Origin of the sequence: Ensifer sp. 2TAB8, assembly GCF_052115125.1 — a bacterium.
GTDB lineage: Bacteria > Pseudomonadota > Alphaproteobacteria > Rhizobiales > Rhizobiaceae > Ensifer.
Genome location: NZ_JBFRGB010000005.1, coordinates 230084 through 249834, shown reverse-complemented (window position 1 = coordinate 249834; position 19751 = coordinate 230084). Strand labels below are relative to the sequence as shown.

20 protein-coding genes are annotated in these 19751 nt (G+C 63.6%); 13 read left to right on the top strand and 7 right to left on the bottom strand.

Annotated elements, in window-relative coordinates; translation table 11 throughout:
- Positions 1-32: 32 nt before the first annotated feature.
- On the bottom strand, positions 33-836 hold the full coding sequence (locus AB4Z53_RS12110; RefSeq protein ID WP_441596039.1) for a class I SAM-dependent methyltransferase: 804 nt from the start codon (positions 834-836) through the stop codon (positions 33-35).
- A 106-nt stretch (positions 837-942) separates the two neighbouring features.
- Between AB4Z53_RS12110 and AB4Z53_RS12105 the strand changes: the two genes are divergently transcribed.
- Genes AB4Z53_RS12105 through AB4Z53_RS12090 form a run of 4 tightly spaced genes read left to right on the top strand, consistent with a single transcriptional unit; the run spans position 943 to position 5086 of the window.
- Positions 943-2076 (top strand): ABC transporter substrate-binding protein, encoded by a 1134-nt coding sequence (locus AB4Z53_RS12105; protein WP_113538326.1) that lies wholly within the window; start codon positions 943-945, stop codon positions 2074-2076.
- Positions 2077-2133: 57 nt separating this feature from the next.
- Positions 2134-3273, top strand: a complete 1140-nt coding sequence (locus AB4Z53_RS12100) for an ABC transporter substrate-binding protein (protein WP_441596037.1) — start codon at positions 2134-2136, stop codon at positions 3271-3273.
- A complete protein-coding gene (locus tag AB4Z53_RS12095) occupies positions 3273-4340 on the top strand; it encodes a FecCD family ABC transporter permease (RefSeq protein ID WP_441596035.1) in 1068 nt (355 codons plus the stop codon). Before AB4Z53_RS12100 ends, AB4Z53_RS12095 begins: the two co-directional genes overlap by 1 nt.
- Positions 4334-5086 (top strand): ABC transporter ATP-binding protein, encoded by a 753-nt coding sequence (locus tag AB4Z53_RS12090; RefSeq protein WP_113538329.1) that lies wholly within the window; start codon positions 4334-4336, stop codon positions 5084-5086. The genes AB4Z53_RS12095 and AB4Z53_RS12090 overlap by 7 nt, the downstream gene beginning before the upstream one ends.
- A 52-nt stretch (positions 5087-5138) precedes the next feature.
- Here the strand turns inward: AB4Z53_RS12090 and AB4Z53_RS12085 are convergent, their stop codons facing one another.
- The 4 genes from AB4Z53_RS12085 to AB4Z53_RS12070 form a co-directional block, all read right to left on the bottom strand.
- Positions 5139-6185, bottom strand: a complete 1047-nt coding sequence (locus tag AB4Z53_RS12085) for a glutathione synthetase (RefSeq protein WP_113538330.1) — start codon at positions 6183-6185, stop codon at positions 5139-5141.
- 8 nt (positions 6186-6193) lie between these two features.
- Entirely contained in the window at positions 6194-8077 is a 1884-nt protein-coding gene (locus AB4Z53_RS12080) for a flavohemoglobin expression-modulating QEGLA motif protein (protein ID WP_441596032.1), read from the bottom strand.
- Positions 8074-8898 carry an N-formylglutamate amidohydrolase gene (locus tag AB4Z53_RS12075; protein WP_441596031.1) on the bottom strand — a complete coding sequence of 275 codons (825 nt, stop codon included), beginning with the start codon at positions 8896-8898 and terminating at the stop codon, positions 8074-8076. Before AB4Z53_RS12075 ends, AB4Z53_RS12080 begins: the two co-directional genes overlap by 4 nt.
- Positions 8899-9027: 129 nt before the next feature.
- The gene (locus AB4Z53_RS12070; RefSeq protein WP_441596029.1) at positions 9028-9927 is read right to left on the bottom strand and encodes a LysR substrate-binding domain-containing protein; all 900 of its coding nucleotides are present in this window, start codon (positions 9925-9927) and stop codon (positions 9028-9030) included.
- 106 nt (positions 9928-10033) lie between these two features.
- On the opposite strand from AB4Z53_RS12070, the gene AB4Z53_RS12065 reads away from it, so the two are divergent.
- From AB4Z53_RS12065 to AB4Z53_RS12055, 3 genes are all read left to right on the top strand, one after another.
- Positions 10034-10228: a hypothetical protein gene (locus AB4Z53_RS12065; RefSeq protein ID WP_113538512.1), complete on the top strand. Its 195-nt coding sequence runs from the start codon at positions 10034-10036 to the stop codon at positions 10226-10228.
- A gap of 281 nt (positions 10229-10509) precedes the next feature.
- Positions 10510-10716, top strand: coding sequence for a hypothetical protein (locus AB4Z53_RS12060; protein WP_441596027.1), 207 nt, complete (start codon positions 10510-10512; stop codon positions 10714-10716).
- 46 nt (positions 10717-10762) lie between these two features.
- The gene (locus AB4Z53_RS12055) at positions 10763-11365 is read left to right on the top strand and encodes a nitroreductase family protein (RefSeq protein WP_441596025.1); all 603 of its coding nucleotides are present in this window, start codon (positions 10763-10765) and stop codon (positions 11363-11365) included.
- Positions 11366-11418: 53 nt separating this feature from the next.
- Here AB4Z53_RS12055 and AB4Z53_RS12050 read toward each other — a convergent pair whose 3' ends face one another.
- Complete coding sequence (locus AB4Z53_RS12050; protein ID WP_113538335.1) at positions 11419-11736, bottom strand: potassium channel family protein; 318 nt, start codon at positions 11734-11736, stop codon at positions 11419-11421.
- A 302-nt stretch (positions 11737-12038) separates the two neighbouring features.
- On the opposite strand from AB4Z53_RS12050, the gene AB4Z53_RS12045 reads away from it, so the two are divergent.
- A complete protein-coding gene (locus tag AB4Z53_RS12045) occupies positions 12039-13709 on the top strand; it encodes a SulP family inorganic anion transporter (protein ID WP_441596023.1) in 1671 nt (556 codons plus the stop codon).
- A 1-nt stretch (position 13710) separates the two neighbouring features.
- On the opposite strand, the gene AB4Z53_RS12040 is transcribed toward AB4Z53_RS12045, so the two are convergent.
- Positions 13711-14145 (bottom strand): GFA family protein, encoded by a 435-nt coding sequence (locus AB4Z53_RS12040; RefSeq protein ID WP_113538337.1) that lies wholly within the window; start codon positions 14143-14145, stop codon positions 13711-13713.
- Positions 14146-14509: 364 nt separating this feature from the next.
- Between AB4Z53_RS12040 and AB4Z53_RS12035 the strand changes: the two genes are divergently transcribed.
- The 5 genes from AB4Z53_RS12035 to AB4Z53_RS12015 all read left to right on the top strand — a co-directional run bounded on the left by AB4Z53_RS12035 (position 14510) and on the right by AB4Z53_RS12015 (position 19703).
- Complete coding sequence (locus AB4Z53_RS12035) at positions 14510-15646, top strand: transporter substrate-binding protein (protein ID WP_441596021.1); 1137 nt, start codon at positions 14510-14512, stop codon at positions 15644-15646.
- A complete protein-coding gene (locus tag AB4Z53_RS12030; RefSeq protein ID WP_113538339.1) occupies positions 15643-16224 on the top strand; it encodes an ANTAR domain-containing response regulator in 582 nt (193 codons plus the stop codon). The genes AB4Z53_RS12035 and AB4Z53_RS12030 overlap by 4 nt, the downstream gene beginning before the upstream one ends.
- Positions 16224-17072 (top strand): ABC transporter permease, encoded by an 849-nt coding sequence (locus AB4Z53_RS12025; RefSeq protein WP_441596019.1) that lies wholly within the window; start codon positions 16224-16226, stop codon positions 17070-17072. Before AB4Z53_RS12030 ends, AB4Z53_RS12025 begins: the two co-directional genes overlap by 1 nt.
- A 1-nt stretch (position 17073) precedes the next feature.
- Positions 17074-17994 carry an ABC transporter permease gene (locus tag AB4Z53_RS12020; protein ID WP_441596017.1) on the top strand — a complete coding sequence of 307 codons (921 nt, stop codon included), beginning with the start codon at positions 17074-17076 and terminating at the stop codon, positions 17992-17994.
- A gap of 89 nt (positions 17995-18083) precedes the next feature.
- Positions 18084-19703: an ABC transporter substrate-binding protein gene (locus AB4Z53_RS12015; RefSeq protein ID WP_441596015.1), complete on the top strand. Its 1620-nt coding sequence runs from the start codon at positions 18084-18086 to the stop codon at positions 19701-19703.
- Positions 19704-19751 lie beyond the last annotated feature (48 nt).

The following is a 19751-nucleotide window of genomic DNA, read 5'->3' as shown; positions in this document are numbered from 1 at the left end:
CTTCTGAAACCAGGTTCTGCCGCGTCGAACCGCTAGGGTCGCGTTGCGCAGATGGCGTAGCGGTGCTGGCTCTTCCGTGCCAGACCCTTGAAAACGTTCCAGTTTCGCGCCTGGGTGCGGTGTATCTCGCTAAGATCCCTGTCGATCGCAATGTCGGTGAAGCCCGCCTCGCGCAACAGCTCGACGACGGCTTCCGCCCGGGCGCCCTCGGAGAAGTGGACGCGCGAGAGGATGCTACGATGCGTCGCCATCATCTGAGATGATCCGGTCGGCGTCTCCGCCTTGAACACGCCGAAGCGTTGTCCCCAGACGCTGAGCTTCGAGAACAGCCGTTCGAGCGCGCTGGTATTCACAAAGTCACCGTCGACGATCAGCAGCGTTCCGCCGGGCTTGAGGACGCGCAGCCATTCGGCAAAGGCCGCGGCCGGATCGACGAGCGTCCACACCAGATGCCGGTTGACGATCACATCGTAGTGGCCGTCGGGCTCCATGGTGTTTTCGGCATCACCGAGGGCGAAGCGGATCGAGCGACCACGCTTGCGTGCCTTTTCGCGGGCGCGCTCGAGCATGGGTTCGGCCCAGTCGAGGCCCTGCACCTTGAAGCCGAGTTCGTCGAGCAGATGCGAGATGACGCCCGTGCCGCTCGCAAGGTCCAGCGCGGCGCGACCGGCGCCCGCTCCGAGGTGGCGCAGAAACAGGGCGTGCCAGGCCGCGCGTTCTTCTTCCGAGAAGATCTCGTGCCCCGGCGACAGGTCGAAGGTTGCGGCGCGCTCCGACCAGTAGGCCTTGATTTCATCCCGCAGGTTGTAGTTCTGCCGATCCGTTACGTCGCTCATGTCGATCCCGCTCGTCCCTGTTTGGAGGCGTTCTAAAAGATAAATGTTGACTAATAAAGTCATGAAACATTAGATCGCGTCGATTTTCCCAGCGGAGCAAAAAACAATGCGGTTTTTCAATGGGGTGGCTGCGGCCGCCACGGGCCTTTGCGTGCTTTTTTCAACGGCAGCCTTCGCTGATGTCGTGACGTTGAAAGATGTCACCGGCCGGGATGTCGAGGTCAATGTGCCGGTCGAGCACGTGATCCTCGGCGAAGGGCGCCAGATCTATTTCCTCGGCGCGCTCGATCGTGACGAGCCGTTCAAGCATGTCGTCGGCTGGCGTGACGATCTTGCGAAGGCGGATCCTGAAAGCTACGCCGCCTACCTCGAAAAATACCCTGATATCGCCAAGCTGCCGACCTTCGGCGGCATGAAGGACGGCACCTTCGACATTGAGCAGGCGGTGGCGCTGAAGCCCGATGTCGTCCTGATGAACGTCGACGCCAAGACGGCGACGGAAGAGGCCGGCTACATCGAGAAGCTCGCCAAGGTCGGCATCCCGCTCGTCTATGTCGACTTCCGCGAAAAGCCGATGGAAAACACCGAGCCGAGCATGCGCGTGATGGGCAAGCTGCTCGGCAAGGAGGAGAAGGCCGAGGAGTTCATCAAGTTCCGCGCCGAGAGCATCGCCAAGGTGACCGACGTCCTGGCGAAGGCCAACCCGAAGAAGCCGCTGGTTTTCGTCGAACGCGCCGGTGGCTATTCCGACGATTGCTGCATGTCTTTCGGTAACGAGAATTTCGGCAAGATGGTCGAGTTCGCCGGCGGCGTGAATATGGCGAAGGACATCATTCCCGGCACCTTCGGCGTGGTCAACCCGGAACAGATCATCGCTGCCAACCCGGATCAGATCATCATCACGGGCGGCAACTGGCAGGGATACGTGCCGGGCGGCGCCTGGGTTGGTGTCGGCTATGGCGCCGATGAAAAGGAAGCTGCCCGCAAGCTCGAAAACCTGACCAAGCGACCGGCCTTCACCGGCGTCCAGGCGGTCAAGGACGGCCAGGTCCATGCGATCTGGCACCAGTTCTACAACAACCCCTACCAGTTCGTCGCGATCCAACAGATCGCCAAGTGGCTGCATCCGGACCTCTTTGCCGATCTCGACCCGGAAGCGACGTTTAAGGAATTGCATGAGCGCTTTCTGCCGCTTCCCTACAAGAGCGGCTACTTCGTCTCGCTGACGACCAGCAAGTAAGGGCATCGCCGGCCGGAGGAGGGGAGGTCTCCGGCGAGACGACCGAAAGGAATGAGAATGTCGATCTTCAGGAAAATCGCGTCGGCGACGATCGCCGCAATCGTGCTGGCGGCTCTGCCGGCCAGCGCGGCGGAGATCATCGATGTCACCGGCCGCCGGGTCGAGATCGCGCTGCCCGCCAAGCGCGTGCTTCTGGGTGAGGCCCGGCAGGTCCATGTGGCAGCAGCGCTGAAAGGCGAGCATGTCTTCGACACGATCGTCGGCTGGCGCGACGATCTCCTGAAGAAGGATCCGGATTCCTACGCCGCCTATCTCGAGCGCTTCCCCGAGATCGAGAAGCTGCCACGCTTCGGCTACATCCCATCTGGTGATTTCAGCCTCGAGGCGGCGATTGCGCTCAAGCCCGACGTGCTGACCCTCAACCTCGAGGCCGAAAAGGCAGTCGAGGAATCAGGCTTCATCGAAAAGGCTGAAGCCGCCGGCATCGCCGTCGTCTATCTCGATTTCCGCGTCGATCCGGCGGCCAACAGCGAAAAATCGGTCGAAATCCTCGGCCAGCTTTTCGGCGCCGAGGGCAAGGCGCGCGAATTCATCGCATATCGCAATGCCCAGATCGCGCTGGTGACGGACCGCCTTAAGAAGGCCGGGGCGATCGCGCGCCCGAAAGTCTTCATCGAGCGTTCTCCTGGCATTACCGGTGACGTCGTCTGCTGCCGAACCTTCGGTCCCGCGAATTTCGGCAGGATGGTTGAAGAGGCCGGTGGCCACAATATCGGCTCGGACGTAATCAAGGGCACCTTCGGCGATCTCAATCCCGAGCAGCTGATCGTCAGCGATCCAGACCATGTCATCATTACCGGCAGCAACTGGTCGGCGGAATCCGATCTCAACCAGTTCGTGAGCGTCGGTCGCGGCGCGGATCCGGCAGCGGCCGAAGAACGTCTGCGCGGCCTGATGCAGCGCCCGGGCTTTCCCGGCCTGAAGGCGGTGAAAGAGGGCAACGTGCATGCCGTCTGGCACCAGTTCTACGGCGCGCCTTACGAGTTCATTCCGATCCAGCAGTTTGCCAAGTGGTTCCATCCGGAGCTCTTTGCCGACCTCGACCCGGATCGGACATTCCGCGAGTTTCACGAGAAGTTTCTGCCGGTGACCTATCGCCCGGGCTACTTCGCCTCGCTTCCGAAGGGTGGTGAATAATGGTTGCGATGACCGACCAGATTTCCGGCATTGAAGGACGGGGACGCTACCGCGCCCTCGTCCTGCGCCGTTTGGTGTTGATCTTCTGTCTGCTCGGTGGGCTCTTTGCCTCGGTCGCGGTCGACATGGCACTCGGCCCGGCGAACTATCCGCTTGCGGATGTGCTGACCGCGCTGTTCCGGCCGGAAACCGTGAGCGACCAGCTCCGGGTGGTGATCTGGGACATTCGTATGCCGATCGCGCTGATGGCCGTGACGGTGGGCGCCTCGCTGTCGGTTGCCGGGGCGCAGATGCAGACGATCCTCGCCAATCCTCTGGCAAGCCCGTTCACGCTCGGCATTTCCGCGGCCGCCGGCTTCGGCGCGGCTCTCGGTCTTGTTGCCGGCGTGGCGGTCTTTCCCATCGCCGTCCAATACATGGTGCCGATCAACGCCTTCCTGATGGCGATGCTTGCGGCGCTCTTCATTCACTTCGCCTCCACCATGCGTGGCGTCACGGTGGAAACGATCGTGCTCCTCGGCATCGCGCTCGTCTTCACCTTCAATGCCGCGCTGTCGCTGCTCGAATACCTGGCCTCCGAACAGGCGCTCGCCGCCGTCGTCTTCTGGACGATGGGCAGCCTCACCAAGGCGACCTGGCCCAAGGTCTGGATCACCGGTGCGGTGCTCCTCTTCGCCTTGCCGCTCTTTGCGCGCCATGCCTGGGCGCTGACGGCGCTTCGGCTCGGCGACGACAAAGCTGCGAGCTTCGGCATCAATGTTCGCCGGCTAAGGCTCGAAGCGATGATGACGGTCAGCCTGCTTGCGGCGATCCCGGTTTCCTTCGTCGGCACGATCGGCTTCGTCGGTCTCGTCGGGCCGCACATGGCCCGGATGCTCGTCGGCGAGGATCAGCGCTTCTTCCTGCCGGCCTCGGTGCTTTGCGGTGCGCTTCTGCTTTCGGTCACTTCGGTCGTCAGCAAGATGCTGATCCCCGGCGCCGTACTGCCGATCGGTGTCATTACCGCGCTCGTCGGCGTGCCCTTCTTCTTCGTGCTGATTTTCACCAACAGGAGGCGCGCATGGTAAGCCTGTCGCTGGAAAAGGTCGGCGCGAACTATGGCCGGCGCACGGTGCTGTCGGACGTCAACACCGGCGTGTTGCGCGGTGGCGGCTTGACGGCGGTGATCGGTCCCAATGCGGCCGGCAAGTCGACGCTGTTCAAGCGCATCGCAAACCTGACGTCCGGCCCCGGTACCGTGCACCTTTCGGATACCGCCAAGGGGCCCGACGGCATCTGCTACATGCCGCAGGATACCGGCGCCAATGCCGTGCTCTCGGTTTACGAGTCCGTGCTTCTGTCGGCCAAGCAGGGTTCCGGCTGGAAGGTGAAGGACACCGAGCTCTCCGAGATCGACCGGGTGCTCGGCGAACTCCGGATCGCCGACCTCGCCTTTCGCGGCCTCGGTGAGCTCTCCGGCGGCCAGCGCCAGCTTGTCTCCATCGCCCAGGCGCTGGTGCGCAAGCCCGAAGTGCTGTTGATGGACGAGCCGACCTCGGCGCTCGATCTCTTCCGCCAGATCGAGGTGCTCGGCTTCATGAAGCGCCTGTCGGCGCAGTCAGGCATGGCGGTGCTGATCGCGCTGCACGACCTCAACCACGCGCTGCGCTACTGCGACGACACGATCGTCATCAGCGGCGGCTCGGTGCTGGCGAGCGGTCCGACCCATGAGGTGATCACCGCGGACATGCTGCGCTCGGTCTACCGCGTCGAGGCGCGGGTGGAAGCCTGTTCGATGGGGCGGCCGGTCGTGATCGTCGACGAGTCCCTGTAGCCCGGCGGTGTTGCAGCCCGACAGCTCCAGTCGTCGCGGCCACCGGCCGACGTCAGAGCGTGGCAAGCTCGCGATTGGATAGCGTGCCGCCATTGGCTCGTTTGATGTCGAGCTTGCGTTCAAGCGAGGCCATGATGTCCTCGCTGAACTCGATCGATGTAAGTTCGGCGATCTCGGGCAGGGCGCCTGGCGTAAAGACGTTGACCTCCACCAGCCTGTCGCCGACCACGTCCAGGCCGACGAGGAACATGCCGTCGCTCACCAGCTTCGGCCGCATTTGTTCGGCGACGGCCAGCATTTCGGGTGTGACGACGGCGGGCATCGGCCTACCGTTGACATGCATGTTGGACCGTAGCTCTCCTTCCGCCGGGACGCGCCGAACCGCCGCATAGGTATCCCCGCGCTTGAGCGGCAAGCCGTTCATCAGGAACAGTCGGACGTCGCCTTCGGTTGCTGCGGGCAGGTATTCCTGTGCGATCACATAGCCCATCTCGCTGACGGCCTCGAAGATCTGGTTGAGGTTCGTCTCGTGGCTGGAACTGACCTTGAAGACGTTCTTGCCGCCGGAGCCCTGCAGCGGCTTCAGGATGACGCCCCCCGGGTGCTCATCGACGAAGGCCCTGATCTCCTCGACATGCTTCGAGATCAGAGTGGTCGGCCGGACTATCTCGGGAAAGTCCTGGAGATAGAGCTTGTTCTGCGCCCGTGCCAGCCCGTCGGGATCGTTGACGACGATCGCACCGCGCTCGGCCGCAAGCCGCCCGAAGATCACGCCCGCCTGGGTGGCCCAGGGGCGGGGACCTGCATCTTCCGACGGGTCGCTCCTCAGGAACAGAACGTCGACATCGGCGATGTCGAGAATGTCCCGTCCAGTCGCGTCCCCCCTCAATGCGGCGATGAAGGTTTCGGCCTTGCGCGGCTTCACAGCACCAAGGTTGAGGGCGTGGACCATCAGGCGGCCATCGGGCTTCAGGATGAAATCGCCGGGGGTCAGGTAGACGATCTGGTGGCCGCGGGCGAGCGCCGCAAGCGCAAGCGATGTCGTCGCGTAGAACGTTTCTTCGCCCTCGATGGAGTTGACGAGAAAGGCGATGCGCATTCAGTTTCCTACTCTGCGACCATGTCGAGCGGCGTAATTCCCCTCTGGGCTCGCTGAAGTCGGTCGCGCGCTTTGACGTCATCGAGAAAAATAGGGCGAATTGCTGCGGCACCAAGGAGGCCGCGCAAATTGAGTTCCTGGATCGCGCCGAAATGTGAGGCTGCGATCTTGCCCATCCAGAAGGGCTCAAGACTGCCGCCGTCGGCGAGATGGTCGAGAAGCTGCAAGAGGCCGCGCAGATAAATCGCGTCCTTGACCAGCCCGCCGCCGCGATAGATGCGTAGCGTCATGTTGAAGGCCTCGGCGGTGCCAAAGCCATGGCCGTCGACGAGCAGCCGGTAGGTCTCGGGAAACAGGGCGCCGTCGAGCAGGGCCGCGCAGCCGACGACTCTCGCCGCAAGCACGCGCAGCCGGTCTGCGGTCATTCCGGCGCTCAGATACTCGGCGAAGACGGCAAGCCCTTCCTGCATGCCCTCGTAGCCGGCAAGCCCGGAGCGCAGAACCCTGAGGCCCTGGGCTGAGCCGTTGAAATAGGTCAGCAGGTGAACGCCGATCTCGTGGTTGAGCAACGCCTCGACGCGATCCTGGTCGAGTGACGAACTTCGCGCGATCAGCAACTGGCCGCGCGAAACCAGCAGGCCGGCCGGCAGGTCGTCACGAATTTCGACCGACGCGGTGAAATCGGCCGACTGGCGTCGATAGGCCGATATCATCGCCTGGGCGCGGTCCCTGATATACGTGCAGTCGCGCCGGTTGCCGGATGTCGAGGGCGCGTCGCCATCCGCTGTCGTCCGCGCAAGGATGTCCGACGCAGCGCTGAGAAGGCCGCTTTCCACCGGGCCGTAAAGTGCGCGGCCGAGCTCGATGAATTTGCGGGTTTCCCGCGCGGATATCATCGAAAGCTGCAGGTCGACCTCCTGCTGCTTTTCCCGATAGAGGGCGTAGAGCAGCGGATCTTCGAGATGCTCGAAATTGAGGGTGAAGAGCTTGCGCTTGGCCGTTTCGATCTGCAGCGTCAGCGGCCGATAGTAGAGACGAGGGCTTCTGGAAAAGCCGCTCGATGCGAATTCCGCCCAGGCCGTTTCGGCGTTGATCGGCGTCACCGCAAGCAGAAAATCGAAGCTCGAGGCAATCTCGTCGATGCCGCGATCGGCGCGAACCACCGCATCGACGAAGGCCTTGCGGCCGAAGGCGCGGTGCGTCGACAGCCGAAAGTCGTCGGACTTCGCGCGGGCGAAGGCTGCAATGGCCCGCAGGCCGGCGTCGAAAACGCTCGCGACCAGGCGCTCACGCAATTGCGGATAGATGCGGCGGGTGCCCGGTTCGCAATAGATCGGGGCGAAGCGGACCGTAAGGTGCGGGTGGTCGAGCGCCAGGGTCTTCCCGCTCGCCGGCGCTTCCGGCTGCCGTTCGACGAGGGTCACATGCGGGGTCCGGAACTTTCCTTCGATCGTCGCAGCGGTTTCGATCAGAGCCTTCGCCGCGGCCTGCTCGGGCGCGCGTGCCCCGGCGACGACTTCGATCAGGAACGGCGGCAGGAAGGGCGCATCCTTGGCCGGCGGGTCATCGCTTTCAAGCTCCGCGAATTCGAGAACGATGAACATGCCCAGACGCTCTTCGATCACGCGGCCGACCCGCTCTATGACGGCGGCGGCGATCTCGACGCTCGGCGCCAGCAGATAGGCGGCATTCGCCTGGGCTATGTCGCGCGCGACCGGCTGCTGGTGCTCTGCGGCGATATGGACACAGAGGAAGGGAAGCAGGCGGTCGATGTGCAGCCGTCCGCCATCGCCGAAGTCCCGCCGCACCGCGCGGCCGTCATTTAGCCGGGTAATGGTCTCCTCCAGCCATTCCGGGCTCGGGTCCGCGGAGATGGGTCTAGCGTCCTTCATCGCTGCCTCGCGAGCGCCTCGGTCAACACCGGAACGAGGGAAGCCACCAGTGTCCGCAGCGAGCGCAGCGCTTCGAGGTCCGGCTTGCCGGTCCACTCATCCATGAAGGTCTTCTTGAACTCGATCGCGATCGCGCAACCCGTATCGGGAAAGTGTTCGTGGATGAAGCGTGTCTGCTCGCCGCGGCCCTGGAAGGCGATGTTTTCACGCACATCCACCGGCCGGCCGGCGAGCGTGATGGCGCTGATGGCCGATATCAGTGCATCGATGACGTCCGCCCATTTCGCCCGATCCATGGAGGCGGTGCCGATGTTGATCTCGGGCGCCTCGGCGACGTCAGCCGGTTCGGTCTCCGGCCCTCGGCGTCGGTGGTTGTAGCTGTGCACGTCGAGCACGACGAAGCGCTGATGGCGCCTTTCGATCGCTGCCAGCATGGATCGCAGCATGGCGTAATATTCGTCATGCACGGCAAGGGAAGTCTCGATCAGCTCGGCAGACGGCTGCTCTCGCCAGACGGATAGGCCCCAGGCCTGCGCGGGCTGGAGATAGACGGCGCCCGTGCGGGCGCGGTTGAGATCCACCTCGAAGCGGGAACGGTGCACGACGATGCGGTTGGCGAGGTCACGGATCATGAACTCCGTGAACGGGTCTTCCTCCCGCAACCTTTCCTCGTCCGTCAACGCCACCAGCGCACGGGCATCGCTGCGCATGGCATGCCCGTTATGGATCGCGGTGCCGACGATCGGTCCGTCGCCGCGATAGCTGGTCCACCAAGCGTTCTCTGTCGCTGAACGGAACTGTTCCGTCGGCTCGCGTTGCATGTTCGCTCCCGCATGCCCTCAGTATGGGCGCTTCGGGAATGCAACTCCCGGGCACCGCCGAGAGTTCCGGAATGGATCAAAATTCCATGCTGGATCTGTCCACTGCGGATGCGCCTCTCGGCTTCCGCGTCAACTCGACGATGCAGCGAGTTCGCCGAGAACCCATTGGCGAAAGGCGCCGATCTTCGGTGAATTCCGGCGCGTCTCCGGGTAGACCATCCAGTAAGCCTGGCTATCGTCGCAGAGGAGGCCAAACGGCTGGACGAGCCGTCCGTCTGCCAGTTCGGCCGCGAAGAAGGCCGGCGTCAGGATCGCTACGCCCTGGCCGGCGATTGCCGCATTTCCCTCGTAGACCTGCGCGCCCATGCTGGCGCCGGGGCGGCTCGAAAGCCCCTCGACAGGCACATTCGCGGCCGCAAACCATTTCGCCCACCAGGGGTCGCCGGGGTCGAGCAACTGCAGGCGCAGGAGATCGGCCGGCTCCTTCACTCCGCCAATGCTTGCCGCGAGGCTCGGGCTGAGCATCGGCGAGAAATCGGCGTTGATCAACCGGTGGGCCGCAAGCCCCGGCCACTCTCCGAGGCCAGAGCGAATGCCGATATCGACCTCCTCGCGGCTGAAGTCCACCAGATGCGGATCCGTCTGAAGGCGGACGGCAAGCGAAGGGTGGGCGATCTGAAAGGAGCCGAGGCGCCGCGCCAACCAGTTGGAGGCGAAGGTTGCGATCGTGCTGATGACAAGCGTTCCCTGGGCGCCGCCGCGCGCCGACACATAGGCTTCGCTGAGCTGCTCGAAGGCTTGGGTGACCGCGGGAGCCAGCCGTTGTCCGATTTCGGTCAGGGCGATCTGGCGCGGACGGCGCAAAAACAAGGGTGCGCCGACCCGATCCTCGAGAACCTTGATCTGATAGCTAACCGCGGCCTGCGTCATGCCGAGTTCGGTCGCGGCCTTGGTGAAGCTTCCATGTCTGGCAACCGCCTCAAACACGCGGGTCGCCGTCAATGGTGGGAGCGGGAGAGTCTTATGCATTAAATGGCCTTATGCATAGTACGCGATATTCGATTGGAAGGTGATGCTGTTCGTAACCACTTTCAAGGTCCGTCCATTAGACGGATTGATGAAGAGGATGACGACTATGACAACCATTCAAGTACGTAGTTTTTCGTCGACAAACGATTTTTCCGCGCGCTCCTGGCTGGCGCTTTTGTTTACCCGGAAGAGCCGTGCGCCAGAAGTTGTCGACGTCAGGGACCTGTCGGACCATCTGAAGCGGGACATGGGCTTTCTCGATGGCAATCGCCCCGACGGGGAAGACCTCCCGAGCGCTTGATCTGCCTCGACCTGGGCGAGCCTCCCATCGCTCAGGTCCCCCGCTGCCAGGGGGCGGGCCTTGTTTGCCGCGGCCTCCTCCTTCCCTTCTCACACGCCATGACGTGCGCCAATGGGGGAGCAGTTTTTCACGTCTCGCCTGCTCTTTGGGTCAGAATTCCTTTAATCTACTATTTGAGTGGATAATCTCGGACGGGCTCGGTCAGGAATCGAGCGGGGCAGAAACGCCCTCCGGTCGGCGCGCCTTTGCGGCGATCGGCTGAAATGAGGTCTGAGATCAGTATGCTGCGGCAATTCGAGCGTTTGAGCGCAATTCGCGAGGTCCTGCAGGGTCGTTTGGAGCTCCACGAGGCCCGGGACTGTTTCGGATTCGACGATGTCGAGGACGGCACGGCCAATGAGCTCAGGGATCGTATCGCCGAACTCTCCGACGAAATCTCGACCTTGAAAAGTCGTTGCGACCGGTTTGAAAGCTTCGGCCGTCAATGACCAACCCGGACGGCGGTAACACGTCGTCGATGAATGGACCATCCCCATGACATTGCATGTGAATTCACGCGTCGCGGATCACGCGATCAATCCGCTCTTTCTCGAACGCTGGTCGCCGCGCGCCTATTCGGGCGAAGAGATTTCCCAGGCCGAACTCTTTGAGATCCTCGAAGCGGCGCGCTGGGCGCCATCGGCCTACAACGCCCAGCCCTGGCATTTCGTCTATGCGCGCCGCGGCGGACAGGACTGGGAGAAGCTGCTCGGCCTTCTGAACGAGTTCAACCGGAGCTGGGCAAAAGAGGCCTCGGCGCTCATCTTCGTCCTGTCGAAGACCTCGTTGCTGCCGCCGGGCGCCAGTGAAGAAGTGCCTTCCTATACCCACTCCTTCGATACGGGTGCCGCCTGGGGCGCGCTCGCCCTGCAGGCCGCGCATTCCGGCTGGCAGGCCCACGGCATGGCCGGCTTCGACTATGATCGGGCTCGCGCCGAACTCGAAATTCCCGAAAACTACCGGATCGAGGCAGCCGTCGCGATCGGCCGCCTCGGCGACAAGGCGCTCCTTCCAGAGGCCCTCCAGCAGCGTGAGCAGCCGAGCCCGCGCAAGGCGCTCTCCGAAATCGTATCCGAGGGACGGTTCGTTGCCGGCTGAGCCGCGATAGAGCCCCCACGAGGGAGCGGGCGCGCTTTGCCGGTCCGCTCTCCTCACCGGTCGTCCGGCTCTTCCTTGCTGGTCGCGTTCAACGCCTGTACGCTGACGGCGGCGACCAGGCCGGTAAGCACGATGCCGGAAAAGCCGATCACCAGCGCCAGTAGGCGCGCGCTCAAGTGCTTGGGCGTGATGTCGCCATAACCGATCGTCAGTCCGGTGACGAAGGTAAAGTAGAGCGCTTCGTCGAGCCGCCAGTCTTCGATTTGTCCAATGATGAAGCCGACGCCGGTCATCACGATCAGGACCGCCGAAAAGATCGGCCAGAGCAGCTGAAGCTGCTGGTAGAGATTGGAGAAAAACAGGCGCCGCATTCTCTTGGTCTGGCTCCTGCGATATGATTTCGCCACGCATTCCTCCCTTCTGCCGGGTGGAGGAGAGAGCCATATCGACCGTTCGCAAGGATCGCCTCGGCTTGCTCGCAGCCGCCGAAATTTCCGCTCGGCCGAGCTCCACCGGTCTCAAGATAGTCGCAAGTCGAGCGTCCTGCCAGCGCCTGCTTTGTGCGACGGAAAACAAGGTTCGGCCGCCGGTCGAGGTGTCCTTGCAAGCGATTTGGCCCGGTGCTATCGCTTTAGAATTACTTCATGAAAGCTCCTGTCAGAGGACAGTCCCGATGGCATCGAACGAGCATTCGCTTGTCAGCGACGGTCGCGGTCTCACCGCGGGTTTGCGACTGGACGTAATCGCAGGTCTCACGGCTGCCGCCGTGGTTCTGCCCAAGGCCATGGCCTATGCCACGGTAGCCGGCCTGCCGGTCAGTGTCGGTCTCTACACCGCCTTCGTGCCGATGATCATCTACGCGCTTCTCGGCACATCTCGGGTCTTGAGCGTCTCGTCCACCACGACGCTTGCCATTCTTGCCGGAACCCAGCTCGGCCTTGCCGTGCCGGATGGTGACCCCGGCAAGTTGATCACCGCGACCGCGACGTTGACGGCCATGACCGGCGGGCTCCTCATCCTGGCTTCGGTTCTCCGCTTCGGCTTCGTCGCCAACTTCATTTCCTCGCCGGTCCTGATCGGCTTCAAGGCCGGCATAGGCCTGGTCATCGTGCTCGACCAGGTGCCGAAGCTGCTCGGCCTTCACATCACCAAGGAAGGCTTCTTCCGGGATATCCTCAGCATCGCCGGTCACTTGTCCGAGACCTCGGCGCTGACACTCGCAATTGGGGCCGCGGCCTTGGTGGCGCTTCTGGCGATGGAGCGGCTCTGGCCGCATTCGCCGGCGCCGCTGCTCGCGGTCGCCGCCGGCATAGCGCTTTCCTGGTTCGCCGGCCTGGCGGCGCTCGGCGTCTCCACCGTAGGCTTCATCCCGCAGTCGCTGCCTTCGATTACGCTTCCGAGCCTTGGTCTTGCTCAAGAGCTTCTGCCCGGCGCACTCGGCATCGCCCTGATGAGCTTCACGGAGACCATTGCCGCCGGCCGCGCTTTCGCAGCTCCCTCCGACCCGCCGATCCGGGCCAACCGCGAACTGCTGGCAACAGGTGCCGCAAATCTCGGCGGCGCGCTCTTCGGCGCCATGAGTGCTGGCGGCGGCACGTCGCAAACGGCCGTCGTACGCGCCGTCGGCGGCCACTCGCAGGTGGCCTCCCTGGTCACCGCGGCAGCAGCGGCGGCGACCATGCTTGTTCTGGCGCCTCTTCTCGGCTTGCTGCCGCAGGCCGTCCTCGCGGCGATCGTCATCGTCTATTCGATCGGGCTCATCAAGCCGGCGGATTTCTGGTCGGTTCGCAAAGTCCGGCGCATGGAGTTCCAGTGGGCGCTGGCGGCGTTCCTCGGCGTGCTGCTCTTCGGGACGCTGCAGGGCATCATCGTTGCGATCGTCCTTTCCTTCATCGGGCTCGCGCGCCAGGCGGCTTCGGCGAAGGTCTATGTCGTCGGCCGCAAGCGCGGCACCGATCGGCTACGCCCACTGTCACCGGATCACCCTGATGACGAGACCTTCGAAGGGCTGCTGATCCTCCGCCCGGAGGGGCGCCTGTTCTTTGCCAATGCGCAGCAGGTGGCAGACCAGGCGCAGCTGCTGGTTGCTCAGCAAAAGCCGCGGGTTCTCGTACTCGACATGAGCCGGGTCTTCGACATCGAATATTCGGCGCTGCAGATGATGATGGAGGGCGAGCGTCGTATCAGCGCGCAGGGCGTCACCGTATGGCTGGCCGAGTTGAACCCGGACGTGCTTGCCTATGTGCGCGCATCCGGCTTTGCCGATCAGCTCGGCCCCGATCGCCTGTTCGTCAACACCCGCACAGCCCTCCAGCACTACCTGACGAGCGCGGCGGCGGCCTGACCTATTCCGCCATCATCTCTCCCGTCCCGCCGAATGCCGGCGGGAAGTCGCGATACTTTGGCAGGCCGTCCTTCATCGGCAGCACCGTCTCCTGATAGTTGACGTGGAGCGCGGGTTTGAACGGCAGCGCTGGAATGACCGCCGCAAAGACGTCGGTCACGCCCCAGAGCGGATGTTCGGTCATGAGGTGACCGCCGCAAGCCTTGCACCATTTGCGCACGCTGGTCGCGGTCTTCTGATAGCCAACGAGATTGTCTGCGCCCTTGACGATCCGAACCTTTTCCGGAGGCCAGAGCGTGAAGGCATTGACTGGACCCGCCGACCATGTCCGACACGAGTTGCAGTGACAGAAGCCCATGGCGGCCGGGTCACCGCTCACTTCGATCTCGACTGCACCGCAGAAGCACTTTCCGTTGAAGCTGCCGTTTGCTGCCATGACTTTCTCCTTTCGGTTCGCGCCATCCGGAGACTGGGCTCTCGCGAATGGCCGACGTGAACCATGCCTGAGCGTGTCACTCCTGATCCTGAGGTCAACGCCTCCTTTCGAGCTAGTTTTCCGTGGCGGGAGAGACTTGGCGGCGTTGCCGAGTGCGCTATGTCATGGCCCCGGTTCCAACCCGCGACTGAACCGCGCGAAACGCGCTTGACAGCAGCCAGTTGCCCGTATCTTAATCATGCTCTCAGATTGAGCAGATCAATCCCATTCACATGACCTCGATGGTCGACGGGCAGTTTCGCCCCATGATGCCCCCATCTTCGATGGGACCGGCGTCGTGGGGCTTTTGGTTTTTGGCGGGTTCATGAGTGACGCGATAAAGATCGGCATCCTCTATTCGACCACCGGGCCCTACGGGGCCATGGGTCGCGACTGTCGTGACGGCGCGGAGCTGGCGATCGAGGAGATTGCGGCGAGCCATCCCGGCCGGATCGAGCCGGTCTTCATCGATCCGGAAGCCAATATCGACCGCTATCTCGAAGGCGCCAGATCGCTGCTGCGCGATCATGGATGCCGCCACATCATCGGCACCATCACCTCGCTCGCCCGCAAGGAAGTCATTCCGCTGGTCGAAAAACACGACGGCCTGCTCTGGTACATGTGCCCTTATGAGGGCTTCGAGGCCAATGACAACGTCATCTACACGGGCGGCTGCCCGAACCAGCATCTGCTGCCCTTGCTCGATTATCTGCTGCCGCGTTTCGGCAACCGACCCTATCTTATAGGCGCCAACTATGTCTGGGGCTGGGAGATGAATCGCCTGGCGCGCGAGCTGGTGGAAGAGGCCGGCGGCGCTGTGCTCGGCGAGCGCTACCTGCCGCTCGAGGAGACCGCGGTAGAGCGCATCGTTGCCGAAATCGAGCAGCGCCGGCCGAGCTTCATCCTCAACAACCTCGTCGGGCCTTCCAGCTACGCCTTTCATGCGGCGATCCGGGCGCTCGCCGTGCGCGACCCGGGGTTCCGGCCGGAAAATTGCCCGGTCGTCAGCTGCGACCTTCAGGAGTGTGAGCTCACGGATATCGGCTTGGGGGTAGCGACCGGCCAGCTCTGTGCCGCCTCCTATTTCGACACGGTGGTCTCACCCGACAATGCCGCCTTCAAGCTGCGCGTCGCCAGCCGCTTCGGGCCGGAGCGGCGCATCTCCAGCCTGTTTGCCAGCGCCTACGCCTCCGTCAAGCTCTGCGCTGAGGCGATCATCGAGGCCGGTGCCGACGACCCCGCGAGGATCACGCAGCTCGTTTCAGCAGCGCCGCATCAGAGCGTGCTCGGCCCGCTCAGGATCGATCCGCAGACCCACCATGCGGCCTTGCCTTTCCATCTCGGTCGCATCAGCGACGACGGGGGCTTCGACATCGTCACGTCGCTGCCGTCGATTGCCGCCGACCCCTATCTGACCGGCCAGCGCAAGCGCAAGGTGCCCCAATTGCGGATCGTCTCATGAGGGAAACACCGAACTTCACCGGCTGGCGTGCGGCGATCCTGCACCGCGAAGATCAGACGACGGAGCGGCTCGTGCGACAGCTCCGGCTCTTCGGCTTCGACGTCACTGTACAGTGGCAGCCGCTGGATGCGCGCGACCTGCCCGACATCATCCTGGTCGATGCGGATCAGGGCTGGAGCGGGCTCCTGCCGTGGAAGGACGAACAGGCGCCACGGCCGTTGATTGCCCTGCTCGGCTCGGAAGCACCGGGGCGGGTCGCCTGGGCCATGGGGCAGGGAGTTGCGGCAATCATCGCCAAGCCCGTCGCGTCCTCGGCAGTTTACCCGGCCTTGGTGTTGGCGGTTGGGATCCACGAGGAGCGCCGCGCCGTCGCCGACAAGCTCGCGCATCTTGAAGAACGCGTGCGCATGCGCCCGCTCGTTCACGCCGCCGTACAGAAGATCGGTCAGGCCTGCCATGTCGACGAGGAGCGGGCCTACGGCATCCTGCGCAATTGCGCGATGAAGAAGCGCCTGTCGATGGAGCAGATCGCCGGCTCCATTCTCGGCGGTGCCGAGCCTCTGCCGGAGGCCGGTTGATGCAGGTTCTGAAAGCCATGTTCAGGCAACCGGCGGCGCTGTTCGGTCTCGTCGTCGTCGCGCTGGTCGTTCTGCTCGCGCTGGCCGCACCGCTGATTGCGCCCTACAGCCCGGACGAGCAGATGTTCGACGGGCTGACACTGGAAGGCGCGCCGCTGCCGCCGAGCGCGCAGTTCCTGCTCGGCACCGATACGCTCGGCCGCGATCTCTTTTCGCGCCTGCTCTACGGCGCCCGAACCTCGCTCGTCATCGGCCTCGTTGCCAATGGTGCGGCCGTCTCGATCGGTCTGATGATCGGCATTCTTTCGGGCTACATGCGGGGTCTGGTCGGCAATGCGCTGATGCGCTTTACTGATCTGATGATGGCATTTCCGGCGCTGCTGCTGGCGATCGTGCTTGCCGCACTGCTTCGCCCGAGCCTCTGGATCGTCGCCATGGTGATCGCGCTGGTCAATTGGGTCCAGGTCGCCCGCATCGTCTATACCGAGACCCGCGGCCTCGTCGAACGCGACTTCATCCTCGCCGAGCGCTCGCTCGGCGCCGGCCACGGCCGCATCCTGTTTCACCACATCCTGCCGCATTTGGTGCCGACGGCGATCGTCTGGGGCACGCTCGGCATCGCGACGACCGTGCTGCTCGAAGCGACGCTTTCCTTCCTCGGCATCGGCGTGCAGCCGCCGACGCCCTCCTGGGGCAACATCATTTTCGAGAGCCAGAGCTATTTCCAGGCGGCTCCATGGCTGGTCTTCATTCCCGGCGCCGTCATCCTCTTGACCGCGCTCTCCTTCAATCTGGTCGGCGATGCGCTGCGCGATATCCTCGACCCGACGCAACGCGGGAGGGGCTGAGATGGCGTTCCTGCTTTTCCGCCGTCTCGTGCAGACCGCGCTCATCCTGCTCGGCGTTGCCGCCATCACCTTCCTTTTGCTCTACGCACTCCCGGCCGATCCGGCACGCATGATCGCCGGGCGCAGCGCAACGGCGCAGACGGTCGCTAATATCCGCCGTGAACTTGGTCTCGACCAGCCGCTGCTCGTTCAATTCTGGAGCTACCTCCAGGGCCTCGTGCAAGGGGATCTCGGCCGCTCCTACGCGCAGAAGACAGATGTCGGCACGCTGATCGCAGCGCGCCTGCCGGCAACGCTGATCCTGATGGCGGCCGGTATCTTCGTCGAAGTCCTGCTCGGGGTGTTTCTCGGTGTCGTCGCGGCTATCCGGCGCGGCGGTTTCGTTGACCGGCTGGTGATGATGGCGTCCTTCGTTGGCGTCTCGGCGCCGCAATTCGTCGCTGCGCTGCTGCTGCTCTATGTCTTCGCGGTTACGCTCGCCTGGTTCCCGATGAGCGGCTTCGGCACCTTCGCCCATGTGGTCCTGCCGGCGCTGACGCTCGGCATCCTCGGTGCCGGCTGGTATGCGCGCATGGTGCGCTCGGCGATGATCGACGTCTTGAACCAGGACTATGTGCGCACCGCGCGCGCCAAGGGCCTTTCCTCGTTCCGCATCATCTTTCGCCACGCGCTTCCCAACGCGCTTCTGCCGATCATCGCGATGATCGGCATCGATATCGGCCAGTTCATGAGCGGCGTGGTGGTCGTCGAGGCGGTCTATGGCTGGCCGGGTATCGGCCAGCTCGCCTGGCAGGCGATCCAGCAGGTCGACATTCCGATCATCATGGGGGTGACGCTCGTTTCGGCGCTGGCGATCGTGCTCGGCAACCTTCTTGCCGACCTCATTGCGCCGCTCATCGATCCGCGCATTCGCGCCCGCTAGGAGTCCTGCCAACACTCTATCTCTTTGTTTTTACGCATTTACTGGCGGAAGACCGCCAGCTCGCACAGCAACCAAAAAGGGGAACAACAATGTTCAAAAGCTGGCTTCGAACTTCAACCGTCGCTGCGGCACTGGTGGCAGCACCGCTCACGACCCTGGCGCAGGACGCGCCGAAACAGGGCGGCGACATCGTCATCACCTACAAGGACGATATCGCCACGCTTGATCCCGCCATCGGCTACGACTGGGTCAACTGGTCGATGATCAAGAGCCTGTTCTCGCGCCTGATGGACTACAAGCCGGGCACGACCGAACTGGTGCCGTCCTTGGCCGAGACCTTCGAGGTGGCCCCGGATGGCCTCACCTATACCTTCAAGCTGCGCAAGGGCGTGAAATTTACCAATGGCCGCGAGATCGTCGCTTCGGACGTGAAGTATTCGATCGAGCGGGCGGTCGATCCGAAGACACAAGGTCCCGGCGCCGGCTTCTTCGGCGCGATCAAGGGCTTCGACGATCTCTCGGGCGGCAAGGCGACGACGCTGGAAGGCATCGAAGCGCCTGACGACGCCACGGTGGTCTTCCACCTGTCGCGCCCGGACGCCACCTTCCTGCACGTGCTCGCCGTCAACTTCGCCTCGGTCGTGCCGAAGGAAGCGGTCGAAGCCGCCGCCGGCGACTTCGGCAAGAAGCCGGTCGGCTCCGGCACCTTCGTCCTCAAGGACTGGACCGTCGGCCAGAGCCTGACCTTCGAGCGCAACCCCGACTATTTCGTCAAGGACATGCCGCATATCGACAAGTTCACGGTCGAGGTTGGCCAGGAGCCGCTGGTCGCGCTGCTCCGGCTGCAGAAGGGCGAAGTCGATATCGCCGGCGACGGTATTCCGCCGGCCAAATTCCTCGAAATCAAGACCTCGCCCGAGGGCGCGGAGATCATCGTCGACGGACAGCAGCTGCATACTGGCTATGTGACGCTCAACACCAAGGTGAAGCCCTTCGACGACGTGAAGGTTCGCCAGGCCGTCAACATGGCGATCAACAAGGAGCGCATCACCCGCATCCTCAATGGTCGCGCAACGCCTGCCAACCAGCCGCTGCCGCCGCTGATGCCGGGCTACGACAAGGCGTTCACCGGCTATGCCTACGACGTCGAGAAGGCGAAGGCGCTGCTCGCCGAGGCCGGTCATGGCGATGGTTTCGAGACGGTGCTTTATTCGACCAACACCGATCCGCAGCCGCGCATCGCCCAGGCGATCCAGCAGGATCTCGCGGCCATCGGCATCAAGGCGGAAGTTCGCGCCCTCGCTCAGGCCAATGTGATTGCGGCCGGCGGCACGGAAGGCGAGGCGCCGATGATCTGGTCGGGCGGCATGGCCTGGATTGCCGACTTCCCGGACCCGTCGAACTTCTACGGGCCGATCCTCGGCTGCTCCGGTGCAGTTCAAGGTGGTTGGAACTGGTCGTGGTACTGCAACGAAGCGCTCGATAAGCGCGCGGTTGCCGCCGATTCCATGTCCGATCCGGCAAAGGCTGCAGAGCGCCAGGCGGAATGGGGCAAGATCTTCACCGATATCATGGCCGATGCGCCCTGGGTTCCCGTCACCAACGAGCGCCGCGTCGTCGCCAAGTCGCCGCGCATGGGCGGCGAGGGCGAGATCTACGTCGATCCAACCCGGGTGATCAACTACGACGCGATCTTCGTGAAGCAATAAGCGGCGGGCTCCCCGGAGGTCGTCTTCGGGGAGCTCTTCATGAGTTTG

Coding starts and splice junctions, on each gene's coding strand:
- AB4Z53_RS12110 (WP_441596039.1), bottom strand. CDS start 836: ATGAGCGACGTAACGGATCGGCAGAACTACAACCTGCGGGATGAAATC.
- AB4Z53_RS12105 (WP_113538326.1), top strand. CDS start 943: ATGCGGTTTTTCAATGGGGTGGCTGCGGCCGCCACGGGCCTTTGCGTG.
- AB4Z53_RS12100 (WP_441596037.1), top strand. CDS start 2,134: ATGTCGATCTTCAGGAAAATCGCGTCGGCGACGATCGCCGCAATCGTG.
- AB4Z53_RS12095 (WP_441596035.1), top strand. CDS start 3,273: ATGGTTGCGATGACCGACCAGATTTCCGGCATTGAAGGACGGGGACGC.
- AB4Z53_RS12090 (WP_113538329.1), top strand. CDS start 4,334: ATGGTAAGCCTGTCGCTGGAAAAGGTCGGCGCGAACTATGGCCGGCGC.
- AB4Z53_RS12085 (WP_113538330.1), bottom strand. CDS start 6,185: ATGCGCATCGCCTTTCTCGTCAACTCCATCGAGGGCGAAGAAACGTTC.
- AB4Z53_RS12080 (WP_441596032.1), bottom strand. CDS start 8,077: ATGAAGGACGCTAGACCCATCTCCGCGGACCCGAGCCCGGAATGGCTG.
- AB4Z53_RS12075 (WP_441596031.1), bottom strand. CDS start 8,898: ATGCAACGCGAGCCGACGGAACAGTTCCGTTCAGCGACAGAGAACGCT.
- AB4Z53_RS12070 (WP_441596029.1), bottom strand. CDS start 9,927: ATGCATAAGACTCTCCCGCTCCCACCATTGACGGCGACCCGCGTGTTT.
- AB4Z53_RS12065 (WP_113538512.1), top strand. CDS start 10,034: ATGACAACCATTCAAGTACGTAGTTTTTCGTCGACAAACGATTTTTCC.
- AB4Z53_RS12060 (WP_441596027.1), top strand. CDS start 10,510: ATGCTGCGGCAATTCGAGCGTTTGAGCGCAATTCGCGAGGTCCTGCAG.
- AB4Z53_RS12055 (WP_441596025.1), top strand. CDS start 10,763: ATGACATTGCATGTGAATTCACGCGTCGCGGATCACGCGATCAATCCG.
- AB4Z53_RS12050 (WP_113538335.1), bottom strand. CDS start 11,736: ATGCGGCGCCTGTTTTTCTCCAATCTCTACCAGCAGCTTCAGCTGCTC.
- AB4Z53_RS12045 (WP_441596023.1), top strand. CDS start 12,039: ATGGCATCGAACGAGCATTCGCTTGTCAGCGACGGTCGCGGTCTCACC.
- AB4Z53_RS12040 (WP_113538337.1), bottom strand. CDS start 14,145: ATGGCAGCAAACGGCAGCTTCAACGGAAAGTGCTTCTGCGGTGCAGTC.
- AB4Z53_RS12035 (WP_441596021.1), top strand. CDS start 14,510: ATGAGTGACGCGATAAAGATCGGCATCCTCTATTCGACCACCGGGCCC.
- AB4Z53_RS12030 (WP_113538339.1), top strand. CDS start 15,643: ATGAGGGAAACACCGAACTTCACCGGCTGGCGTGCGGCGATCCTGCAC.
- AB4Z53_RS12025 (WP_441596019.1), top strand. CDS start 16,224: ATGCAGGTTCTGAAAGCCATGTTCAGGCAACCGGCGGCGCTGTTCGGT.
- AB4Z53_RS12020 (WP_441596017.1), top strand. CDS start 17,074: ATGGCGTTCCTGCTTTTCCGCCGTCTCGTGCAGACCGCGCTCATCCTG.
- AB4Z53_RS12015 (WP_441596015.1), top strand. CDS start 18,084: ATGTTCAAAAGCTGGCTTCGAACTTCAACCGTCGCTGCGGCACTGGTG.